The sequence below is a fragment of the Pseudomonas sp. CCC3.1 genome, assembly GCF_034347405.1.
Lineage (GTDB): Bacteria > Pseudomonadota > Gammaproteobacteria > Pseudomonadales > Pseudomonadaceae > Aquipseudomonas.
In genome coordinates this window covers 1,574,254-1,595,629 of sequence record NZ_CP133778.1, presented here as the reverse complement: position 1 = coordinate 1,595,629, position 21,376 = coordinate 1,574,254, and the positions used below count along the sequence as shown (strand labels likewise).

16 protein-coding genes are annotated in these 21,376 nt (G+C 60.5%); 2 read left to right on the top strand and 14 right to left on the bottom strand.

Annotated features, from left to right (window positions below; genetic code table 11):
- Positions 1-43: 43 nt before the first annotated feature.
- Positions 44-1,114 (bottom strand): AI-2E family transporter, encoded by a 1,071-nt coding sequence (locus RHM56_RS07170; RefSeq protein WP_322239945.1) that lies wholly within the window; start codon positions 1,112-1,114, stop codon positions 44-46.
- Between the two features lie 32 nt (positions 1,115-1,146).
- Positions 1,147-1,386 (bottom strand): sulfurtransferase TusA family protein, encoded by a 240-nt coding sequence (locus tag RHM56_RS07165; RefSeq protein WP_322239943.1) that lies wholly within the window; start codon positions 1,384-1,386, stop codon positions 1,147-1,149.
- A 127-nt stretch (positions 1,387-1,513) separates the two neighbouring features.
- Here RHM56_RS07165 and RHM56_RS07160 point away from each other — a divergent pair, with 127 nt between their 5' ends.
- Positions 1,514-2,944: a M48 family metalloprotease gene (locus tag RHM56_RS07160; RefSeq protein WP_322239941.1), complete on the top strand. Its 1,431-nt coding sequence runs from the start codon at positions 1,514-1,516 to the stop codon at positions 2,942-2,944.
- A 101-nt stretch (positions 2,945-3,045) separates the two neighbouring features.
- Here RHM56_RS07160 and nadA read toward each other — a convergent pair whose 3' ends face one another.
- The 5 genes from nadA to galB form a co-directional block, all read right to left on the bottom strand.
- The gene (gene nadA, locus RHM56_RS07155) at positions 3,046-4,104 is read right to left on the bottom strand and encodes a quinolinate synthase NadA (RefSeq protein ID WP_322239939.1); all 1,059 of its coding nucleotides are present in this window, start codon (positions 4,102-4,104) and stop codon (positions 3,046-3,048) included.
- 217 nt (positions 4,105-4,321) lie between these two features.
- On the bottom strand, positions 4,322-5,008 hold the full coding sequence (locus RHM56_RS07150) for a type 1 glutamine amidotransferase domain-containing protein (protein ID WP_322239937.1): 687 nt from the start codon (positions 5,006-5,008) through the stop codon (positions 4,322-4,324).
- Positions 5,009-5,101: 93 nt separating this feature from the next.
- A complete protein-coding gene (locus tag RHM56_RS07145; RefSeq protein ID WP_322239936.1) occupies positions 5,102-6,196 on the bottom strand; it encodes a 4-oxalomesaconate tautomerase in 1,095 nt (364 codons plus the stop codon).
- Positions 6,197-6,198: 2 nt separating this feature from the next.
- Positions 6,199-6,915, bottom strand: a complete 717-nt coding sequence (locus RHM56_RS07140) for a 4-carboxy-4-hydroxy-2-oxoadipate aldolase/oxaloacetate decarboxylase (RefSeq protein WP_322239934.1) — start codon at positions 6,913-6,915, stop codon at positions 6,199-6,201.
- Entirely contained in the window at positions 6,912-7,646 is a 735-nt protein-coding gene (gene galB / locus RHM56_RS07135; protein WP_322239932.1) for a 4-oxalmesaconate hydratase, read from the bottom strand. The genes RHM56_RS07140 and galB overlap by 4 nt, the downstream gene beginning before the upstream one ends.
- A gap of 147 nt (positions 7,647-7,793) precedes the next feature.
- On the opposite strand from galB, the gene RHM56_RS07130 reads away from it, so the two are divergent.
- Positions 7,794-9,005 carry a LysR family transcriptional regulator gene (locus tag RHM56_RS07130; protein ID WP_322239930.1) on the top strand — a complete coding sequence of 404 codons (1,212 nt, stop codon included), beginning with the start codon at positions 7,794-7,796 and terminating at the stop codon, positions 9,003-9,005.
- A 198-nt stretch (positions 9,006-9,203) separates the two neighbouring features.
- On the opposite strand, the gene RHM56_RS07125 is transcribed toward RHM56_RS07130, so the two are convergent.
- The 7 genes from RHM56_RS07125 to RHM56_RS07095 all read right to left on the bottom strand — a co-directional run bounded on the left by RHM56_RS07125 (position 9,204) and on the right by RHM56_RS07095 (position 21,376).
- The gene (locus RHM56_RS07125) at positions 9,204-10,451 is read right to left on the bottom strand and encodes an OprD family porin (protein ID WP_322239928.1); all 1,248 of its coding nucleotides are present in this window, start codon (positions 10,449-10,451) and stop codon (positions 9,204-9,206) included.
- Between the two features lie 44 nt (positions 10,452-10,495).
- Positions 10,496-11,758, bottom strand: coding sequence for a gallate dioxygenase (locus RHM56_RS07120; RefSeq protein ID WP_322239926.1), 1,263 nt, complete (start codon positions 11,756-11,758; stop codon positions 10,496-10,498).
- Positions 11,759-11,782: 24 nt separating this feature from the next.
- Positions 11,783-13,123 (bottom strand): aromatic acid/H+ symport family MFS transporter, encoded by a 1,341-nt coding sequence (locus tag RHM56_RS07115; protein ID WP_322239924.1) that lies wholly within the window; start codon positions 13,121-13,123, stop codon positions 11,783-11,785.
- Between the two features lie 191 nt (positions 13,124-13,314).
- Positions 13,315-14,931 carry a tannase/feruloyl esterase family alpha/beta hydrolase gene (locus tag RHM56_RS07110; protein ID WP_322239922.1) on the bottom strand — a complete coding sequence of 539 codons (1,617 nt, stop codon included), beginning with the start codon at positions 14,929-14,931 and terminating at the stop codon, positions 13,315-13,317.
- Positions 14,932-15,013: 82 nt separating this feature from the next.
- Positions 15,014-16,750: a tannase/feruloyl esterase family alpha/beta hydrolase gene (locus RHM56_RS07105; RefSeq protein ID WP_322239920.1), complete on the bottom strand. Its 1,737-nt coding sequence runs from the start codon at positions 16,748-16,750 to the stop codon at positions 15,014-15,016.
- Positions 16,751-16,874: 124 nt separating this feature from the next.
- Positions 16,875-18,251, bottom strand: coding sequence for an efflux transporter outer membrane subunit (locus tag RHM56_RS07100; protein WP_322239918.1), 1,377 nt, complete (start codon positions 18,249-18,251; stop codon positions 16,875-16,877).
- On the bottom strand, positions 18,248-21,376 hold the full coding sequence (locus RHM56_RS07095) for an efflux RND transporter permease subunit (protein ID WP_322239916.1): 3,129 nt from the start codon (positions 21,374-21,376) through the stop codon (positions 18,248-18,250). Before RHM56_RS07095 ends, RHM56_RS07100 begins: the two co-directional genes overlap by 4 nt.

The following is a 21,376-nucleotide window of genomic DNA, read 5'->3' as shown; positions in this document are numbered from 1 at the left end:
ACTCGCGAGAGCCGGGGCTTTTTCATATCTGCCATCAAGTGATTTAAAGCAACGGCGCGACCACCTGCTGTTCACGCGGCCAGGCGTCCAGCACGGCCTTGAACAGGGTCGCCAGCGGTATCGCAAAAAACACCCCCCAGAAACCCCACAACCCGCCAAACAACAGCACCGCGCAAATAATCGCCACCGGGTGCAAGCTCACGGCCTCAGAGAACAACAGCGGCACCAACACGTTGCCATCCAGGGTCTGAATGATTCCGTACACCGCCATCAGGTAGATGAACTGATCGCTCCAGCCCCACTGGAACAAGGCAATCAGCAGCACCGGCACCGTCACCACCACGGCGCCCACATAGGGCACCACCACCGAAATGCCCACCAGCAGCGCCAGCAAAGCCGCGTAGTTGAGGCCCATGGTCACGAACGCGATGTAGGTCACGCCGCCACAGATAATGATCTCGATGACTTTGCCGCGAATGTAATTGGCGATCTGGCGGTTCATCTCCTCGGCCACACGGGTAATCAACGCACGCTCGCGAGGTAGATAACCGCGCACCCAACGGCCAATGACCGCTCGGTCTTTAAGAAAGAAGAACACCAGAATCGGCACCAGCACCAGATAGATCATGATGTTCACCAGCAACGGCAGACTGGACAGCGAGAACGTCAGCGCCAGTTGCCCGAACTTGCCGATCTCACCCCGCGCCACGTCAATGGCCTGCAACACCTGCTCATCCGACACCAAGTGCGGGTAACGCTCAGGCAGCAGCAACAGCAGCGACTGCCACTTGGCCAGCATGCCCGGCAACTCATTGAACAGCGTGATCAACTGATGCCACAGCAACGGCACCACCACCACGATAAAGACCAGCAACACGCCCATAAACAGCGCAAACACCAGCCCGACGGCGGCCGCAGCCGGTACGCGCAGTCGCTCCAGCGCCACCACCAGACCTTGCATCAGATACGCCAGCACCATGCCTGCCAAGACCGGCGCCAGCATCCCGCCCAGAGTCAGCACGGCGGTAAAAGCCAGCACCAACAGCACGGCCAGCACCACCGCCTCTTCATCAGAGAAATAGCGCTGAACCCAATCACGTAACACTTTGAACATCGAGATTCCTTAAGAGAAAGCGCCGCCCGGCCTCAAGCCTTGCGTAACCAGTAGCGATAGGTGCCAGCATCTTCTTCTTCACGTAGCAGCGTATGCCCTGCCAAACGTGCGAAGGTCCGAAAATCGCGCTGCGAGCCGGCGTCTGTCGCGATCACTTTCAAGGTTTGGCCACTGGCCAGACCATTAAGCGCAAGCTTGGCCTTGAGCAACGGCAATGGGCAATTCAGACCACTGGCATCCACTAGCGCTTCATGCGCCAACGCATCAGTCATTGATTACTTCCTCAGACATGCCATGAATGGCATTTTTTAGCCCGCTAGAATACCCCAAGCAGACCGCCACTGGTCGCCAGACGAGTGTCCAGCTACAGTAAGCGCTTTACTGACTAGAGCTTTGTGCATGAATTTTCTGCGCCCGACCCTGTTGACGCTCGCTTGCCTGCTCGCATCACCGAGTTTCGCAGACGATTTGCCGTCGCTGGGTGACGCGAGCTCGGCCATCGTTTCCCCTGCGCAAGAGTACCAACTGGGCCGTGCCTGGTTGAGCATGCTGCGCAGCCAGGTGGCGCAGCTCAACGACCCGCAACTCAAGGATTACGTCGAAAACAGCGTTTACAAGCTGGTAGAGACCAGTCAGGTACAAGATCGCCGCCTCGAATTCATTCTCATCGACAGCCCGCAGCTCAACGCCTTTGCCGCACCTGGCGGGATTATCGGGGTGAACGGCGGGCTGTTTCTTAACGCCCAGACCGAAGGCGAATATGCCTCGGTCATGGCCCATGAACTTGCCCACTTGTCTCAACGCCACTTCGCCCGCGGGGTAGAAGCCCAGCAGCGCATGCAACTGCCAATGATGGCCGCCTTGCTCGCCGGTATCGTATTGGCCGCCTCTGGTGCCGGTGATGCCGGTATTGCCACCATTGCGGGCACTCAAGCGGCGGCGTTTCAGGAACAGCGACGCTTCTCGCGGCAGAACGAGCAAGAGGCAGACCGCATCGGCATCCTCAATCTCGAAAAAGCCGGTTACGACCCACGCTCCATGCCCACCATGTTTGAGCGCTTGATGCGTCAGTACCGCTTCGATGCCAATCCGCCCGAATTCTTGCTGACTCACCCGGTGACCGAGTCGCGTATCGCTGATACCCGCAACCGGGCCGAACAAGCCAAGGTCGGCGGCACCGAAGACAGCCTGCGCTACCAACTGATTCGCGCCCGTGTGCAACTGCAATACGAAGGCACCCCCGGCTTGGCGGCCAAGCGCTTTCGCCAGCAACTCGACGAAAACCCGAAAAACGACGTAGCGCGTTATGGCCTGGCGATTGCGCAAATCAAGGGCAGCCAATTCAACGACGCCCGCGCCAACTTGAAGCCCCTGCTCGACAAGGCACCGAACGACATCACCTACAACCTGGCGCAAATCGAACTGGACATGGACAGCAACCGCCTGGCCGATGCCCAGCAACGGATCGACAGAATGCGCACGCTGTACCCCAGCAATTACCCGTTGAATCAAGCCAGGGTTGATGTGTTGCTCAAGCAAAATCGCCCGGCCGATGCGGAAAAAGCCCTGGAAGCATTGCTGAAAAGTCGCCCGGACGACCCGGACGTCTGGTATCAGGTCGCTGAGACACGCGGGTTGTCGGGCAACATCATTGGCCTGCACCAGGCCCGCGCCGAGTACTTTGCCTTGATGGGTGACTATCGCCAGGCCATCCAGCAAATCGCCTTCGCCAAGAAGCTCACCAACAACTTCCAGCTGTCATCACGCCTTGATGCGCGCCAGCGCGAGCTGATGGATCAGGAGCGGGCGATTAAAGACATGATGAACTGACACAACGCCACAGACCTGTAGGAGCGAGCTTGCCTCGCGATCCTTTAAACGATCAAAAGATCGCGAGGCAAGCTCGCTCCTACAGTGGATCTGTTTGGCGTTTAGGCGTTACCCGCCAGCTTCATACGCGCCGCTTGGGTGAAGTCCAGCATGCGTTTGAGCGGGCGAATGGCGTGGGGCACCAGCGCCGGGTCAACGAAGATTTCGTTCGTGCCCTTTTGCAGGCATTCAAGGGTGCGCTCCAACGTGTTCATGGCCATCCACGGACAATGCGCGCAACTGCGGCACGCCGCGCCGTTACCGGCGGTCGGGGCTTCGATAAAGACTTTGTCCGGGCACAGCTGCTGCATTTTGTAAAAAATGCCGCGATCGGTGGCCACGATGAAGGTTTTGTTCGGCAGGTTTTGCGCAGCAGCAATCAGTTGGCTGGTGGAGCCCACCGCGTCTGCCAGCTCAATCACCGACTCCGGCGACTCCGGGTGCACCAAAATGGCTGCGTCCGGGTACAGCGCCTTCATGTCTTCCAGTTGCTTGGACTTGAACTCTTCGTGAACGATGCACGCACCGTCCCACAGCAGCATGTCAGCGCCGGTCTGACGCTGGATGTAACGCCCCAGGTGTTTGTCCGGGCCCCAGATAATTGTCTCGCCGTTGTCCATCAGGCTTTCGACGATTTCCAGCGCGCAACTGGAGGTCACCACCCAGTCCGCCCGGGCCTTGACCGCTGCCGAGGTGTTGGCATACACCACCACGGTGCGCTCGGGATGCTTGTCGCAAAACGCCGAGAATTCCTCAACCGGGCAACCCAGGTCGAGCGAACAGGTGGCTTCCAGCGTCGGCATCAGCACGCGCTTTTCAGGGGTGAGGATTTTCGCCGTCTCGCCCATAAAGCGCACACCCGCCACCAGAATGGTCTTGGCCGGATGAGCAGCACCAAAGCGCGCCATTTCAAGGGAGTCAGACACGCAACCGCCGGTTTCTTCGGCCAGGGCCTGGATCACCGGGTCACAGTAAAAGTGCGCGACCAGCACCGCATCACGCGCCTTGAGTTCGGCAGCGATGGCTGCACGCAGGGTCGCCTCTTGCGCCGCCGTCAGCGGTTTTGGCTGCTTGGCGTCGAGGTGGGCTTGGACCAGAAGTCGTTCAGAAATTTGCGTCATGTTCGCAAGACCTGCAAGCGCTAGTGCGCGAAAGTCGAGTGTACCACCGGCTCTGGACTGTCGAGCCCCGCCGGGAGAATGTGTGTTATCAGGCACGGACCAGCTATTGAGCGCGCTAAGGCTACAGAATATGTTTGCGATTCAAAAGTTTAATGTTGGTCTTGAGGGGAGCCGATGCACGCTTGGCGAGCCCGCATCGGCTGAATGACAAGCAGATTTACTGGATTGCAGCCAACACCAACTCAGCCACCGGGCCACCCGATGCCGGGTTCTGCCCCGTGATCAACCGCCCATCGGCGATGGCAAACGGTGCCCAAGGGGTACCGGCCTTTTGATAGTTTGCGCCACGCTTCACCAACTCGGTTTCGGTCAGATACGGCACCACGTCGGCCAGCCCCGCCAACGTTTCTTCTTCATTAGAGAAGCCCGTGACCCGTCGGCCTTTAATCAGCAACTCGCCGTCAGACAGCTTGATATTGAGCAAACCCACCGCGCCATGGCAGACCGACGACACCACGCCGCCGTGTTCATAGATATGCCGACTGATTGCCTGCAACTCGGCATTCTCCGGGAAGTCCCAAATCACCCCGTGGCCGCCCGCGTAATAAATAGCCACGTAGTCGTCAGGGTTTATCTCACTCGGTTTGAGCGTGGCCCCCAGGCGATTCATGAACGCCTTGTCGTGATACCACTTCCAGTCAATCTCTGAAGCCATTTCCTTGGCCAGGCTGTGCGGGTCAATCGGGGTGTAACCGCCTTGTGGGCTGACGTAATCCACGGCATAGCCGGCGGCTTCAACCTTGTGCACGAAATGCACGGCCTCGCCCAGCCATAAACCTGTCGCGCGATCAAGATTGGGGTACTTTTCGACGCTGGTCAGTACCACGAGTATTTTTTTGCTCATCGCTGCCTCCTATCAATACGACAGGCCATGTGGCCCTTAACTGCACGGCATCATGCCGCGCAGAGTCAGAGCATAGACAACTGGCGATGAGCGTTAGTGCCGCGTATCCGATGGCCCGGCCCACAGCGCAGTTGCCACGTACACCCCGCCTTCAAACAACAACCGGGTCGTACGCATCAGCCCGCAGCCGATCAGTTGACCGTCTTGCAGGCGCAGTTCCACGGTGAACTCACCCGTGGGGTGCTCAACCGAGAGCTGTTTGACAGTGCCTGCGCTGACCTGCGCCAGATCTGCTGCGACGCTCCCCGGAATCAGGCACGCGGCCGCCACGCTGACCGCACCGAATACCCCGATGCTGGTGTGGCAGCGATGAGGGATAAACGTGCGGGTATTCAGCACCCCGCCCGCCTGCGCCGCAGCCACCAGACACATCTTCGGCACATTACGCTGACGTACATCGCCCAGGTTCATGTGCAGGCCAGCCTGCAGGCGAATCGACTCAAGCCGCGCCTTCAGTTCGGTGTCAGCGTCCAGTTGTTCGGGCGCCTCGTAACCCGTGCAGCCAACGTCTTGCGCACGCAGCACAACAACCGGCATGCCATTGTCGATGCACGTCACGGCAACGCCATCAAACACGTCCACCGCGTTGCCGGTGGGCAACAAGGCGCCGCAACTGGCACCGGCGATGTCGGCAAATTCGACGATCAACGGCGCAGCAACCCCGGGCACGCCATCAATGCGCGCTTCACCGCTGTAGTTCACAGCGCCATTGACGATGGGAACGTGAGCAATGGCGATCTGCCCGGTGTTTTGCATGTAAATTCGCACCGGGGTCACGTCACCCGCCACCGGCACCAGCCCACGCTCAATAGCGAATGGCCCGACACCGGCCAGGATGTTGCCGCAGTTTTGCCCATAATCGACCCGCGGTTCATCGACCACGACCTGCACAAACAAGTAATCGACGTCGGCGTCAGGGCGCGTGGAACGCTGGATGATCGCCACCTTGCTGGTCAGCGAATCGCCACCGCCGATCCCGTCGATCTGCCGCCGGTCGGGCGAGCCCATCACCGCCAGTAACACGCGGTCACGCAACGCCGGTTGCGGCGGCAAATCCTCGGCCAAAAAGTAAGCCCCTTTCGAGGTTCCACCGCGCATCAACACACAGGGAATACGGGTCTGGCTCATGCTCAGCCCTCAAGCTCTTCGAGGCTGTCGATGTAACGCAAGCCCTTCTCGGCCAACCGAGCGCGCATGTTGTAAATATCCAGCCCCAACTCACCCTTGGCCAGGCGCATGGCTTTCTGGTCTTCAAGATCCGCTCGCAGACGGCTGGCTTCAACCACCTGCGCCACCTCGGCACGGCGCACAATCACCACACCATCGTCGTCGGCCACCACCACGTCACCGGCATTGACCAACTGCCCGGCGCACACAATCGGCAGGTTCACGGAACCCAGGGTTTCCTTGATCGTGCCCTGCGCGCTGATCGCCCGCGACCACACGGCAAACCCCATGTCGCGCAGGGTCTGGGTGTCACGCACCCCGGCATCGATCACCAGCCCGCGCACGCCACGCGCCTTGAGCGAGGTGGCGAGCAAATCGCCGAAGTAGCCATCGGTGCAGGGCGAAGTCGGTGCCACCACTAAAATATCGCCAGGCTGGCATTGCTCAACGGCCACATGGAACATCCAGTTGTCACCCGGTGCGACCAGCACCGTGACCACCGAACCACTGATCACTGTGCCGCGCTGAATCGGCGTGATGCCCGACGCCAGCAAGCCTTTGCGGCCTTGTGCTTCATGAATGGTCGCCACGCCGTAGCGTCCCAGCTCATTCACCAGCGCTGCCTCGGCCCGCTGGATGTTGCGCAGCACAATGCCGGTTTTTCCGATCAAGGTGCTCATGCCAGATTCTCCGTCACACGCGGGAAAATGCTCTGGTATCCCTCGCCGTACACGATGTTGCGGGTAGAGGCGATGCCCACATTGCGCTTGGCTTGCACCCCACGTTGCAGAGCGACGCGGGTGTAGTACTCCCACAGATGCTCTTGCCCGGCCATGCATTGAATGGCGGCGTACTTTTTGTCCCAGACATCGGTGATGTCCAGCAACACATCAGGGCGCCATTCACATTGCTCTGGCTGATGCGGCTCGAAGCTGTAGACCGGCGGCGCACCGACGATCGTCTCGCCCGGTTTGTAGCCCTCGGCCTGGGCGATGATCCGCGCTTCTTGCGCCAGATTCATGGCCAGCGGGTGGTCGTAGTTGTACGGGTCTTTAATCGAGTGGCTGAGCACAAACTCTGGCTGCACCCGGCGAAACACATCGGCCAGGCGAAACAGCGTGTCCTTGTCGGCGCGCATCGGGTAATCGCCGATGTCAAAAAACTCAATGCTGGCCCCCAGAATATCGGCCGCCCGTTGGGCTTCTTCGCGACGCGCGTCCTTGACCCGTTGTTCAGTCATCTCACCCTTGCGCCACAGTTTCGCGGACTCGCCACGCTCACCGAAAGACAGGCAAACGATGTGCACGCGATAGCCTTGTTGCGCATGCAGGGCAATGGCACCGCCTGCACGCCACACAAAATCGGCCGAATGGGCACTGACCACCAGTGCGGTTTTAGGGGATGCGTTCATCTCGGGGCTCCTTCTACAGTTGCCCACAGGATCGCACCCGCACCCGCCGCCGGAGTAATGCGTAAGCCTGTTTCAGGTATGCGTTTTATTTATTGCCAGCCTGTTCGATGGGAGGCATAGTCCGGGCAAAAGGCAGAGCATGCGCCCATGGAAACCCCTGAACTTCCCAACCTGATGCAGGTGCGCGCTTTCGTTCGCGTGGCCGATTACGGCAGCGTCTCCAAAGCCTCTGAAGCCTTGTTTCGGGCACAGTCGGTGGTCACCCGCTCGATTTCCGAGCTGGAGGCCCGACTGGGCGTGCCGCTGTTCGAACGCCATGCCAACGGCATGCGCCTGACCGATTACGGCACGCGTTTATTACCCCGTGCACGACGGGTGCTGGCCGAGCTTGAGAGCGTGCCGCGCCTGTTGGCTGGCGCAGACAAACACCTCAGCGAGCCGCTGTACCTGTTTCAGGCCCGGCGCCTGCAAGTCTTCGTCAAACTCTGCGAAACCCACCACATGCAAACTGTGTCCAGCCTGCTGGGGTTGAGCCAACCCGCTGTCAGTTCAACCCTCAAAGTGCTGGAAAGCGGCTGCGGCCAACCCCTGTTTGAGCGCACACCCCGTGGCTTGCTGCCGAGCCGCGCCAGCCTGGAAATCCTGTTCCCGATTCGCCGTGCACTGAATGAACTGCGCCATATCGAAACCGATCTCGCGGCCATTCTTGGCACCCTGCAAGGCGTGGTGCATGTCGGCGCCCTGCCCTTGGGCCGCACCCGCATCCTGCCCGAAGCCATCGTGCGGCTGATGGCCGAACACCCGGCCATCCAGGTCATTACCAATGAAAGCCCGTTTGATTTATTGGCCACAGAGTTGCGCGCAGGCGATGTCGATTTCATCTTCGGCGCCTTGCGCTCCGCTGCCTACGCCAGCGACCTGACGGGCGAAGCATTACTGACCGAAGACATGGTGGTGCTGGCGCGGCGCGGCCATCCGCTGTATGCGAAAAGCGCCTTGCAAGCCGAACTCAGCGATGCGCAATGGGTGCTGCCCAGGGCGGGTTCACCCGCCCGGCAGATGCTGGATGATTGCTTCAGAGCCTTCGCGATTGCGCCGCCGCGCCCGGTGGTTGAAAGCGGCGACATGGCGATCATTCGCGGCCTGTTACTGCGTTCGGACATGCTCGCGGCCGTCTCGGCCCACCAATTGGAGCCCGAGATTAGCAGTGGCGAGTTGTGCATTCTGCCGCTGGAGCTCAAGCACACCACCCGCGCCATCGGCCTGACATCGCGCACGGCCAGCCTGCACTCCCCCGCGGCTCAAGCCTTGATGGCGATGATCCGCGAGGTCATTCATGAGGGCCACATAAACCCGTAATGCTGTATGGGAACTTGCACACCCATTTCGTAGCAGTTGCCGCAGGCTACGTCCGATTGCGAAGCGATCGTAAACGCTAATTGCGGGGTTGAACTGACACACCGCAGCGCTTGATTTTACGACTGCTACACAGCCGGACGCAGCCTCGCGGGCTCGGCAGCTGCTACGCGTATTCACGCACCCTAGATAACATCGGTGTCAGAAAATACTCACTGGATAGCTGACGATCACCCGGGTTTCGTCAAACTCAGTGGTGCTGTAATCGCGGCGCATGGTCGAGTTGCGCAGCCGCAGGTTGAGGTTTTTGAAAGTGCCGCTCTGGAGCACATACGCCAGCTCCGTCTCGCGGCCCCATTCTTTGCCGTCGGTGACAGTGCCGCTGTGGATGTTGTCACCGCTCAGGTAGCGGTTCATCAAGGTCAGGCCCGGGACGCCGAGCGCGGCAAAGTTGTAGTCGTGGCGCAACTGCCAGGACTTTTCTTTGGCGCTGTCGTAGCTGGAGTTGTAGGTGTCGTTGGCCAACGTGCCACCGCTGGTGCCGTTGACCCGCATCCAGGCGTCGTCGCCGCTGACCTTTTGCAAGCCGACGTAGAACGTGTTGCCGCCATAACGCGCCGAAAACAACGCCGAAACAGTCCGGTTATCCAGATCACCCGCCCGTGCGCTGCCGTCTTCCTTGCCCCGGAAGTAACCCAGGTTGGCGCCCAGCGTCCAATCACCCAATGGCTGGCTGTGCGTCACTTGCAGGTATTGCTGCTGGTAGATGTCTTTGAGTTCGGCATTCCACAGCCCGATCAGGGTGCGCTTCTCGTTGAAGGTGTATTCGCCACCGACAAAGTTGAAGCGGTCGGAGGTGACCCCCGATTTACCCTGCATAAACATATCGTCCATGCTCGAATCGTTGCGCGGGCTGTTCTTGCGGAACTGGCCGCCATACAAGGTCAACCCGGCGATGTCTTTGGAGGTCACTTGCCCGCCCTGAAAGGTTTGCGGCAGCGAACGACCATCGTCGGAACGCAGAATCGGCAATACCGGCATCCACTCACCGACCTTGACTTCGGTATTGGCGATTTTCATCTTGCCGGCCACCGCCAGACGTCCGAAATCATCCGCCGGGCGCCCGTCACTGCCCACGGGCAACAGCTGAGTGCCGCCGCTGCCTTTTCCGCCATCGAGCTTGACCGAATACAAGCCCAACGCGTCCACACCAAAGCCCACCGTCCCTTGGGTGAAGCCGGATTTGGCATCGAGAATAAAGTTCTGCGTCCATTCCTGGGCCAGGCCCTGAGCGTTGCCTGAGTTGGTGAAGTTGCGATTAATGAAGAAGTTGCGCAGGTTCAGATTAACGCTGGCATCGTCGACAAAGCCTTCTGCGAAAGCGGGTACTGGCAACGCGCAGACAAGCGCCAGCGCGCAGGCGCTGCGTGGTTTTACAGTGGAAGTCATTGTTATTGTTTTCCGTTTTTTGGCTGAAAAAATTCAGGGCTCACTCAGCGCGGGGCTTTGCCTGCCACCGAGTACAGCACTTGCTGGTTGCGGGTTTTCATAAAGTCTTCAAGGCTCTCGCCGCGCATGGCCGCGTACACATGCAGGTTGGGCACGCCCACTACGGCGGCGAGTTTTTCCAGCACGAAAAAAATCACCCCGTAATGGATCAACCCGCGCCAGTCACGGCGTCGCAACAGGTCGCGCTCTTCGTCAGTCAGGCCTGATGCTGCAAACAGCGCTTCAGGTTCAAGCAAAAAGCGTTCGCGCCACTCGGGCTCGATCATGCGATGCAGGAACTTGTTGAGGCGGTAACCCTTGGCGCTGCGTTCCAGCGTGAAGGGGTACGTCCCTTCAAGCTTTTCGATGCCCGCCACCTGATGCCCCATGTGCTGCAAGTGCCGGGCATTGACCTCGGCCGAGACCGGCTGCGCCAGGTTTTCCAGCAACAGGGTCGCGATGCCGGTCATCGATGGCAGGTAGTAGTCCTGATGCAGTTTGTTCACAGTGGCCGACAAGGCACCGCGCATGATCAGCCAGGTAATCACTTCGGCCCCTTCGAGTCCGCCCAGGGTGGCGAATTCGGCCAGGGTCATTTCCGTCAGCTTGATCGGGTCATTGACCAGCAGATCAATGAACTGCGCGTCCCACTCCGGGTTGTTGAAACCACAGCGCTCGCCATGCACCTGATGCGACACACCGCCAGTGGCCACGATGGCCACCTTCAAGTCCTCGGGATAGCTCTCAATGGCGCGACGCAGAGCCTGTCCCAGCTTGTAGCAACGCAACGCGCTGGGCACCGGAAACTGCAACACCCCAACCTGCAACGGCACGATTTCTACCGGCCATTGCGGCTCGTGCGGCAGCAAGGCCGACATGGGCGAGAAAAAACCATGGTCCAGCGGCTTGTCGCGGAAGAAACTCATGTCGAACTCATCGGCCACCAGGCTTTCACCGATGTGCCGCGACAACGCCGCGTGCCCGCCAATACCCGGCAAGGAACGCGGATTGCCGCCCTCATCGGCCACTTCGTAGCGTTCATCAACACCCAGCGAAAACACGCCGTAGTGGTCGAAGAAAAACGAGGTCACATGGTCGTTGAAGATGTAGAACAGCACGTCGGGCTGTTGCGCTTTCAACCACACCTTGATCGGCTCAAAGCCTTCAAAGATCGGCGCCCACGCCGCCTCGCCCTGTTTGTCGTGATCGACCGCGAAACCGATAGTCGGCGTGTGTGAGACCGCGAGGCCACCAATGATGCGTGCCATGAGAAGTTCCTTGATTCAAAAAAGTTATTGCGCCAGCAACGCGCGATTAACGGCGAGTCGACGTGCACGGCCATTGGCCAATATCGCCAGTGCGGCGATAAAAGCCGGGACTGCCAGCATCGCAAACAGCAGCGGCAGGTCCAGCCCCAGGCTGAGTATTGCGCCACCGACCAGCGAGCCCAAAATAGCCCCGAAGCGGCCAATGCCGAGCATCCAGCTCACCCCGGTAGCACGGCAATCCGTCGGGTAGTAACCCGGTGCAAACGCGTTGAGCCCGGTTTGTGCGCCGCTCATGCAAAAGCCTGCGGCCATCACGCCCACGGCCAGCAGGCTCGATTCCAGGCTGAAGGCACCGAGCAGCAGAATGAATGCGCCGCCCAAGGCATACGCGGTGGCAATCACTGCGTTCGGGTTGCGTCGGTCCATGGCCCAGCCCACCACGATGGCACCGACCGTGCCGCCGATCTGGAACAGCCCGGTAATGGTCGCCGCACGCTCGATGGATAAGCCACCGTCACGCAGCAAGGTCGGCATCCAGCCCATGGTCAGGTAGATCACCAGCACACCCATGAAGTAAGTCGCCCACAACGCCAGCGTGCCGAAGCGATAGGGTTCGGCGAACAGCATGCGCACCGGCGCCTTGTGCTGCACCTGAGGTTCGGACATGACGAAACGGGTGGCGGCCGTGAAGGTCCCGCCCAGCTTGTTCAGCACCTTGGCAATCTGGCTGGCAGGCGCGTTGCGGGCGGCCAGAAAGCGCGCCGACTCAGGCAGCAGCCACCACAGAAACGGCAACAGCAGCAGCGGCATGATGCCGCCAAACAGCAACACCGACTGCCAGCCGTGGCTGGGGATCAACCAGGCAGCGACAAAGCCTCCCAGGCCCGAGCCCATGTTGAAGCCCGTGAACATGAGGGTGATAAACAGCGAACGATTACGCTCCGGCAGGTACTCGGCCAACAGCGTCGTGGTATTGGGCAAGGCAGCGCCCAACGCGATGCCGGTCAGCAAGCGCAAAAATGCGAGTTCGTAGGGGTTGCGAGCGAAGGCACACGCCAGGCTCAACACGCTGAAACCGGTCACCGCAAACAGCATGATTTTCTTGCGGCCCAGGCGGTCGGCGTAAGGTCCGGCGGTCAAGGCACCAATCGCCAGCCCGACCATACCTGCGCTCATCACCGGCCCGAAGGCGGCGCGCGACAGGCCCCATTCCTGAATCAGTGACGGCGCCACAAAGCCCATCACGGCCACATCAAAACCATCGAACAGCACAACGAAAAAGCACAGCGCGAGGATCAACCACTGGTATTTGGCGACAGGCCTGTTGTCGATCCAGGCTTTGATATCGACCGTTTCGGTAGTCATGTTTATCACCTTATTATTTTTAGAAATTGCGATCGCGCAGGCGCCAGCTCCAGGCATCAGCCCAACGTCGAATGCTGAGCGTGACTCTAAAGCTGCAAGTGCCTGCCCCGCCTCTGGGAAATCCTTAAGCGGGTATCGGTTTTTCTTATCGGGTGATAAACGACGTGCTCACGGCCCGCTGCGTGACGGCCTCATTGTTCCAGTGGCTCGTAGGGTTTGAAGAAATCCGAGCCCATCCAGTCTGGCGTTTTTTCATCGGCCGCAGCCTTGCCGCGCACATAACTGGCTGGCGAATTTACATCGCCCTGTTGGTCATAGACCGCCACATCCGGGTAAGGGAACACCGGGCGCGCATGCCCTTCGCTGCTGGCTGGCATCGCCACAACGGCATCTGGTGCCTGGTCTTTTTCGACCCAAGACATCATCGGCGTCAGCAGATCGATCCGGCTCGGCCCCTCACCGCCCGCACAGTGATACACACCGGGCAACAGGTAAAAACGTTCAAAGGATTGAACCTTGGACGCGCCCATCTGGGCTTCCATCGCCTGCTGATAGGCGATGCTGTTCAGCGGCGAGACATACGGGTCCGCCCAGCCGTGCCACACGATCAGCTTGCCGCCCTGATCGGCAAACGCGGAAAGGTCGGGGTTGGTCGCGTCGTACAGCGGATGCAACGCACGCAACTGGTCGAAGGTGCTGCGATCAAGCGGCAGGTCAGCCAGTTTGATGTCAGCGCCGGGGTTGTGTTCGAACGACAGGTTGCGCAGCACCTCCAGCGCCGTCACTTCGCTGTACGTCGGCTGATCGGCGCTGACAGGCACAAACACCCCGGCCCACGCCAATTCAGAACCCGGCAGCGGGCCGCCGATGGTCATGCGCTCCCCAGTGGTCGGGTCATGCGGGCCATCGTAAAGACGCCGCACGGCAGTGACTTCTTGCTCGGTCAGGCAATTCGCGGTGTCGGTGGCTGACGCCTCGCACTGCACCGTGGCCGGGTCAAACTGGCAGGCGCGCGGGTTGCTGATCAACCCATCGACCTGCCCATCGAGGGCATCGCATTGCTGCAACACGGCCTTGTGCAAGATGGGCAATCGCGAGGCGAGCAAAATGGGGTGGCCCTGCTCATCCTGATTGGAACGCGTCTGCCAGGCATGAAAGATTAATTTCTGCACCTGGAAGTTAGCCGCCGGTGCACCCGCAATAATCCCGTTGAAGTCATCCGGGTAGCGCTGGGCTTGCATCAACGCTTCACGTCCACCATCGGAGCAACCGGTGAAATACGCGTAAATCGGTTGTTGGCCGTAAAACACGGCGGTGAGTTTTTTCGCCGCAACGGCAGTGAGATGAACCCCGCGGTAGGCAAAGTCGGCGCGTTTTTGCGGATCGTCACCAAAGTGGTGATCGGTAAAGAGATGGCCCATGTCGGTGGTGGCCAGCACAAAACCACCGCTGTTCAGAGGGGTACAACCCGCAGCAGCCCCCACTTGCAACGAAAGGCGCCCGCAGAGGCCGCCACAGCCTACTTGCAGGTAACGCTGCGTCCAGGTCTGCGTGGGCAAAAGCACTTTGAAGCCGATACTCGGCGCCAGCGTGCCCTGCACTTCACAGGCCGCGATGCCATTAATAGTGGTGTCTGTCGCCGAGGTCACCTGGCTGCCTTTGCCGCCGATGTCTTGCAGATCGACCTTGGTCAAGGTCGAGCAACTGACCACCGGTTTGACCACGCTCAGCGCTGCAATGTCAGCCGCTTGAGCGGGGTTGAACAGTGCACTGGCCGCCAGTATCAGCACAGGGATGAACGGTGACATGGCAACTCCAGGATCGTGGAACATCATTGAACGTAGTCGCAGCCAAGGTACGCAGGCTGCGACTACAGGTTCCAGACTGGCCTTATTGCTCCAGCGGTGTGTAAGGCTTGAAGAAGTCCGAGCCCATCCAGTCCGGCGTTTTTTCATCGTTGCTGGCCTTGCCACGCACGTAACTGCTGGCTGATTTCACATCGCCCTTGCCGTCATACACCGCCACATCCGGGTACGGGAACACCCGACGTGTACGCCCCTCGTTGGCCGGGTCTTGCGGCGGCATTGCGATCAACGGCTTTTTCGCCGCCAAGGCTGGCATGTTGGTCGGCGCGCCAAACTCGTGGGGGCCCGACTGCTTGCTGCTGGCTTGCAGCGTCACGATGGCAGCAGGCGCCTGGCCCTTTTCGACCCAGGACATCATCGGCGTCAGCAGGTCGAGCAAGCTCGGGCCTTCACCGCCGGCGCAATGGTACACGCCCGGCAGCAGGTACAGGCGCTCAAAAGACTCGGCCTTCGACTGGCCCATCTGCACGTGCAGCGCCTGGTGATAGGCGATGGTGTTCAGCGGCGAGATATGCGGGTCGGCCCAGCCATGCCACAGGATGAGTTTGCCGCCGTGCTGCGCGAACGCCGACAGATCCGGGTTGGTGGCGTCGTACAGAGGATGCAACGGGCGCAATTGATCGAAGGTGCTGCGATCGAACTTGACGTCAGCCAGGCTGAAATCTGCCCCTGGGTTGTGCTCGAAGGCCAGGTTGCGCAACGCATCCAGAGCCATGCTCTCGCTGTTGATCGGCTGGTCGACGCTGTCCGGTACAAACACCCCGGCCCACGCCAGCTCGGAACCCGGCTGCGGCCCGGCGATGGTCAGGCGCTCGCCGGTTGCGGGGTCATGCGGGCCGTCATAAAAGCGCCGCGCCGCGTTGACTTCCGCGGCGGTCAGGCAGGCCGAGGTGTCCGTGGCCGACGCTTTGCACTGCACCACGCCAGGGTCAAAATGGCAGGCCCGCGGGTCGCTGATCAGGCCATCGACCTGGCCGTCCAGCCCGTCGCATTGCTGCAATACCGCCTTGTGCAAGATCGGCAAGCGCGAAGCGATCAGAATCGCCTTGCCCTGTTCGTCCTGATTGGAGCGGGCCTGCCAGGCGTGATAGATCGAGTTCTGTACCTGAAAATTCAGTGCCGGGGCGCCGGCGATGATGCCGTTGAAATCATCCGGGTAACGCTGCGCCTCCATCAAGGCCTCGCGTCCGCCATCGGAGCAACCCGTGAAGTAGGCATATGCCGGTTGTTGCCCGTAGAACGCGGCGATCAGCTTTTTCGCCGCCTGCGCCGTCAGGTGCACGCCTCGGTGGGCGAAGTCCGCACGCTTTTGCGGGTCATTGCCCCAGCTGTTGTCCATGCCTGAATGGCCCATATCGGTGGCCGCCAATACAAAGCCGCCGCTGTCCAGCGGTGCACAGCTGTCCGCCGCGCCCACCTGCATCGACACCCGCCCGCAGAGGCCGCCGCAGCCGACTTGCAGATAGCGCTGGGTCCAGGTGCGGGTCGGCAACATGACCTTGAAGCCGATACTGGGCGCCAGTGTGCCCTGCACCTCGCAGGCAGTGATGCCATTGAGGGTGGTTTCGCTGGCGGAGAGCACTTGGCTGCCTTTGCCACCGATGGGCTGTAAGTCTGTCTGGGTCAAGGCCGCGCAACTGATGGCGGGTTTGACGATGGGCAGCGCGGCGATGGGGGCTTCGGCATGGGCCAGGGTCGGCAATTGCAGAAGGAGCACCGTGGTGCCGAGTAACAGCTGGCGCAAGGTATGAAGGGTGATCATGACAGCTCCTTGTTGATGAAATATCAGGTGTTAAACGCCTGTAGTCGCTGGCGTTGCGATCGGTTGCGAAGCGACCGTGACGGCTGCTGCGCTGCCGATCGCAGCCTTCGTGCCTCGGCAGCGACTACAGGTTCCAGCCGCCACCCAGCACTTTGTACAACGTTACTCGGTTACTTTGCTCAGCCAGGCGCAACGTGATCAGGTCCTGCTGCGCACTGTAAAGCGAGCGCTGGGTCACGAGGGCTTCCAGGTAACTTTGCGAACCGCCACGGTACAGCGCCTCCGACAGCTCATAGCTTTTTTGACTGGCATCGGTCAGCGCCTGCTGGGCCGTCAAACGCTGGTCCAGGGTGCTGCGCACGGCCAAGGCATCGGCCACTTCGCTGAACGCGGTTTCCAGGGTTTTCTGGTAGGTCTGCACTTCAATCTCGCGTTCGACCTTGGCCGAGTCCAACGTCGCCTGATTACTCCCCGCGTCGAAGATCGGCAGGCTGATGCTCGGCGCAAAGCTCCAGGCGCCGCTGCCCGCCTTGAACAAGCTCGACAGGCTAGAGCTGGCTGAGCCCGCGCTGGCCGTCAGGGTGATGCTGGGGAAGAACGCCGCTCGGGCCGCACCGATGTCGATATTGGCCGATTTGAGCGTGTGCTCCGCCGCCAGCACGTCCGGGCGACGCTGTAACAGCGTAGACGGCAATTGCCCCGGCACCTGCACCAGCATGGCGACCGATTGCAGGCTGTCGCCGGGCAGCAACTGCGTCGGGATCTCGCTGCCCACTAACAGGCGCAAGGCATTTTGGTCTTGCAACACCTGGCTGGCATACACGCCGATATCGACCCGCGCCGACTCCACGGTGGTTTGCGCCTCAGACACCGCCAACCCGGACGATCCGCCCAGCCCATGGCTGCGCTGGGTCAGGTCGTAAGTGGCCTGCTGGCTGATCAGCGTCTCTTGCGCCAGTTTCAGGCGTTCGTTGTCTGCCGCTAACGTCAGCCAGGCAGTGCCCACTTCGGCCACCAGACTGATCTGCGTACTGCGCCGGGTTTCGGCCAGCGACAGGTAGGCTTCCAGCGCCTCGTCTTCAAGGTTCTGCACGCGGCCAAACAGGTCCAGCTCATAGCTGCTCAGCCCCAGTTGGGCGCTGTAATCGTGGCTGGTGGTCCCGGAAGTGTGGCTTTGAGTGCCGGTCACGCTGGCATCAATCCCCGGAAAAGCCGCCGCCCGCTGGATGCGGTATTGCGCCTGCGCCTTTTCGATGTTCAGGGTGGCCACCCGCAGGTCGCGATTATTGCTCAGGGCCAGCGCTTGCAGCTGCGACAGGCGCGAATCGGTGAAGAACTGCTGCCATTTAATGTCCGCCGGCGCTTGCCCCTTGGGCACGCTGGTGCCCGGCAGCCATTGTTCGGCCACCTCGGCCTGCGGGCGTTCATAGGTGGGCGCCAGATTGATGCAGCCGCTCAGCAACACAAAGGCTGCCATTAAAGGCCAACGAAAACGAATCATGCTTCACCTGTACGGTCAGTGGTGCTCACGCGACTGAAGCGCCGACGAATCAGCACAAAGAACAGCGGGACGAAGAACACGCCCAAAAGAGTGGCGCTGAACATGCCGCCCAGCACCCCGGTGCCGATGGCGCGACGCCCGGCAGAACCTGCACCGCTGCTCACCGCCAGTGGCAAGACGCCAAACATAAAGGCCAGCGAAGTCATCAGAATCGGGCGCAGACGTTGGCGCACGGCAATCAAGGTGGCGTCGATCAGGTTGTTGCCCTGCTCTTGCAGATGCTTGGCGAATTCCACGATCAAAATCGCGTTTTTGGCCGCCAGCCCCACCGTGGTCAACAGCCCCACCTGGAAGTACACGTCGTTGCTCAAGCCGGTGAAACGGGTAGCCAACACCGCACCCACCACACCCAGCGGCACCACCAGCATCACCGAAAACGGCACCGACCAGCTCTCGTACAACGCCGCCAGGCACAAGAACACAAACAATACCGATACCCCGTACAGCAACGGCGCTTGCGAACCCGACATGCGCAGTTGGTATGACTGGCCGGTCCATTCGTAACCGATGCCTTCGGGCAATTGCTTGACGATGCTTTCCACCGCGTCCATCGCCGCCCCGGAACTCACGCCCGGCGCGGGGTCGCCCACCACTTCCAGCGACGAACTGCCGTTGTAGCGTTCGAGCAACGGCGAGCCGTAGCTCCATGAACTGCTGGCAAAAGACGAGAACGGAACCATTTCATCGTTGCTGTTGCGCACAAACCAATGGTCCAGATCCGCTGCCTGCATGCGCGAGGACGCTTGGCCCTGCACATACACCTTCTTCACCCGGCCCTGATTGAGGAAGTCGTTGACGTAAGTCCCGCCCAGCGCGGTGGACAAGGTGGCGTTGATGTCGCTGGTGGTCAGGCTCAAAGCGCCTGCCTTGCGGTCATCGATGCTGACCTTGAGCTGCGGCGTATCGTCCAGTCCGTTACTGCGCACGCCCAGCAGGCGCGGGTCTTTTTTCGCCAGTTCAATAAATTGCTCACGGGCGGCGACCAGCGCATCGTGGCCTAGCCCGGCGAGGTCCTTGAGTTGCAAGTCAAAACCGGAGCTTTGCCCCAAGCCGCGAACGGCGGGCGGTTGCATCACAAACACGTCGGCATCACCGATGCTCGTCAGCGCCTTAGTGGCTCGTTCGGCAATCGAGGCCGCGTCCTGGCCCGCGCCCTTGCGCTCGCTCCAGTCTTTGAGGCGGATAAAGGCACGGGCCGAGTTCTGGCTGTTACCGCCCATGCCCAGGCCGGAGATGCTGATCATCGCGTCGACTTCGGGTTGTTCGAGGATGTAGCTCTCAAACTGCTTGAGCACCGCCTGCGTCCGGTCATCAGTGGCGCCGACTGGCAACTGCACCTGAGCCATCAAAATGCCCTGGTCTTCATCGGGCAGAAATGAGGTCGGCAAACTGGCGTAACCGCCCGCCATGGCCGCGACCACCAGCAGGTACACCACCAGGCTGCGGCCACCACGGCGCAGTATGGCGCCGACCATTTTTTGATAGGCCTCGGCAGCGCGATCAAAGGTGCGGTTAAACCCGCCAAAGAACCCGGTTTTCGGGCCATGCCCTTCAGCATCCGAAGGCTTGAGCAAGGTCGCGCACAAGGCCGGTGTCAGGGTCATGGCCACCAGCACCGAGAGCACCATGGCCGAGACGATGGTCACCGAAAACTGGCGATAGATGATCCCGGTGGAGCCGCCAAAGAACGCCATGGGGATAAAGACCGCGCTCAACACCAAGGCAATACCGACCAGGGCGCTGGTGATTTCTGCCATCGACTTGCGGGTGGCTTCGAGCGGCGACAGCCCCTCTTCACTCATCACCCGCTCAACGTTTTCGACCACCACAATCGCGTCATCCACCAGCAAGCCGATGGCCAGCACCATGGCGAACATGGTCAGGGTGTTGATCGAATAACCAAACAGCGCCAGCACCCCAAAGGTGCCCAGCAGTACCACCGGTACCGTGATCGCCGGGATCAGCGTGGCGCGGAAGTTTTGCAGAAACAAAAACATGATCAGCACCACCAGCACGATGGCTTCGCCCAGCGACTTGACCACCTCTTCGATGGACAGGCTCACAAACGGCGTGGTGTCGTAAGCGATCACATTTTTAAGCTGCATTTCGGTCGGGTAAAACGGCTGCAGTTCCGCGAGTTTGGCTTTGACGGCTTCGCCGACCTTGAGCGCATTGGCGCCCGTGGCCAATTGCACGCCCATCGCCGCTGCCGGTTTGCCATTAAGGGCGGAATTCACGTCGTAGCTGTCGCTGCCCAGTTCAACCTGGGCAACGTCGCCGAGCAGCACCATGGCGCCCGTGCTGCTGGACTTGACCACCACATTGCGGAACTCTTCAGCGGTTTGCAGCTTGCTGCGCGCCGTGATGGTGGCATTCAGTTGTTGCGCCGCCACCGCGGGCAAGGCACCCAGTTGGCCAACCGAGACTTCGGTGTTCTGCGCCTCTAGCGCGGTGGACACATCCGAGGGCATCAAGGCGTATTTTTTCAACAGCGCCGGGTCCAGCCAGATGCGCATGGCATAGCCCGAGCCCAGGGTTTTCACCTCGCCCACGCCATCAATTCGGGCGATGGAATCGAGCAAGGTGCTGGAAATGTAATCGCCGATCTGAGTGCCGGTGACGCTTGGGTTGTCTGACGCCAGGGCGGCAATCATCAAGAAGTCCGAGCCGCCCTTGGTCACTGTCAGGCCCTCGCTCTGCACCGAACTCGGCAGCCGCGATTCGACCTGCTGTAGCTTGTTTTGCACCTGCATCTGCGCCACGTCGGGGTCGGTTCCGGCGTCGAAGGTCAGGTTGATACTGGCGCTGCCCGCCGAACTGCTGGACGCCGACATGTAGGTCAGCTTGTCGAGCCCGGTCATTTGCTGCTCGACGATCTGGGTCACCGAGTCTTCCACGGTCTTGGCCGAAGCGCCGGTGTACGTCGCAGAAATTCGCACTGTCGGCGGCGCGATGTCCGGGTATTGCTCCAGGGGCAATTGGGTAATCGACATTGCCCCGGCGAGCATGATGACGATGGCGATGACCCAGGCAAAAATCGGTCGATCAATAAAAAAGCGCGCCAT